Here is a 1518-nt window from a genome sequence, read left to right as displayed (position 1 = left end):
GGCCTGTCCGTCGAACGGTGCCACCCTGACGAGACGCCAGGGGCCGTCGTCGGCGCGAGCGCGCACGATCAGCGAGTCCGCCCAGCGACTGACGCGCACCGTGATCTCGCTCTCGAGCCACTCGTCGACGTGGCCGACCGACCAGTCGGAGCCTCCGGCGGTGACCACGGCACCGAGCCCGAGATGGTCGTCGGCGTATTCGAGACCGGTCTTCATCCAGTGCTCGTCGTCGATGCGCACGAACACCCCTGCCTGGTCGAACTGGCCGTCCCACGGCGCGCGGAACGAGACCTCCATCGCCTCTCCGACGGCGAGCGGGGCGAGCAGCGCGTGTTCGGTGTCGTGCACGAAGCCGTAGGCGGTGTGCCGCCAGGCGTCGCTGCCCTCTACAGCCGTGACGTCGAGGTGTTCGGATCCGGCCGGCAGTTCGGAGGGGGAGGCGGGAGCGTTCGTCCAGGTTCCGTCGGACCAGGGGATGATGTGCGATTCAGGCATGTTCTCAACATATAGCTGAATAGAGCATAAGTCGAGATTTATTCGTGTTACGGTTATCCCATGGTCATCGCGGTACTCGCTGACATCGTGGGCTCTCGGCGGCTCGACGATCGCACTGCCGCGCAACGTGTTCTCGACGACACCATCGCCGGAGTCGAAGCCGATCTCCCGCTGGCGACGCAGCCGCTCACGCCCACCGTAGGAGACGAGCAGCAGGGTGTCTACCTCGACCTGGGTGACGCGCTGGTGTCGCTCCTGATGATCCAGCTGAGGCTGCCCGACGGCATCGCCTTCCGGTTCGGCATCGGAGTGGGCGAGGTGCGGCCGGTCGAATCCGTCCACGGCGAGCTCGCCGACGGACCGGGGTGGTACGCGGCTCGGGCCGCGATCGAGACCGTGCACGCGCGCGAGGGACGTTCCGTGCCACGCACGCGGACCTGGATTGTCGGAGCCCCCCGGCAGGATGAGGTCATGGAGAGCACGATCGCCGCCTCGAACGCCTACCTCCTCGTCCGCGACGAGCTGGTCGGTGCGATGAGCGAGCGCGAACGGCGCCTGACCTACGGCCGCCTGCTCGGACGATCGCAGCAGGAACTCGCGGCCGAAGAAGGCATCACGCAGCCCAGCGTCTCGAAGTCGCTGCGCACCGCCGGCGCGGCGGCGCTCATCGAGGGCGTCGCTGCACTCCGAGGGGAACGCGCATGATCGTCGCCGGATTCATCCTCCTGGCGGTCGGCGCGGCCGACCTGGTGCGTCAGTTCGCACCGCGTCGATGGATCGGCTACCTCTCCGTCGCCGTCATCCTCCTGCTGCTGGGCAGCGTCAGCGATGCCCTCCTGCCCATGGTCCTCGCGCTCGTCGTCGGAGCGCTCTGGGTGTGGTGCATGCCCACCGAACGCACGGCGCCGCTGGGGTTCTGGCCCGCCGTGCTGCTCGCCGTCGTGAGCGTCGGCGCCGTCGTCTGGCTCGGTGCGCGCTCCGACGTCGGTCTGATCGGCGCGACCTGGCAACTCCGATCGCCGT

Annotated in this window: 2 protein-coding genes and 1 pseudogene; 2 read left to right on the top strand and 1 reads right to left on the bottom strand. The window is 68.6% G+C overall.

Annotation, left to right across the window (positions count from 1 at the left end; translation table 11 throughout):
* On the bottom strand, positions 1 to 495 hold a 495-nt coding region (locus tag KZA10_RS14905; protein ID WP_218683276.1), incomplete at its 3' end, for a DUF1349 domain-containing protein.
* A gap of 60 nt (positions 496 to 555) precedes the next feature.
* Between KZA10_RS14905 and KZA10_RS14900 the strand changes: the two genes are divergently transcribed.
* Together KZA10_RS14900 and KZA10_RS14895 are read left to right on the top strand one after the other, a co-directional pair.
* Positions 556 to 1200, top strand: a complete 645-nt coding sequence (locus tag KZA10_RS14900; protein WP_218683275.1) for a SatD family protein — start codon at positions 556 to 558, stop codon at positions 1198 to 1200.
* Positions 1197 to 1518: pseudogene (locus tag KZA10_RS14895) on the top strand (hypothetical protein); the annotation flags it as partial. The gene KZA10_RS14900 and the pseudogene KZA10_RS14895, both read left to right, overlap by 4 nt.

The sequence above is a fragment of the Microbacterium sp. BF1 genome, from assembly GCF_019279095.1.
GTDB lineage: Bacteria > Actinomycetota > Actinomycetes > Actinomycetales > Microbacteriaceae > Microbacterium > Microbacterium maritypicum.
The sequence above is the reverse complement of the archived record's forward strand: the minus strand, read 5'-3'. Positions and strand labels throughout refer to the sequence as shown.

Bases quoted from the DNA above. Each gene is read 5' to 3' on its own strand.
- KZA10_RS14900 (WP_218683275.1), top strand. From the start codon at position 556: ATGGTCATCGCGGTACTCGCTGACATCGTGGGCTCTCGGCGGCTCGAC.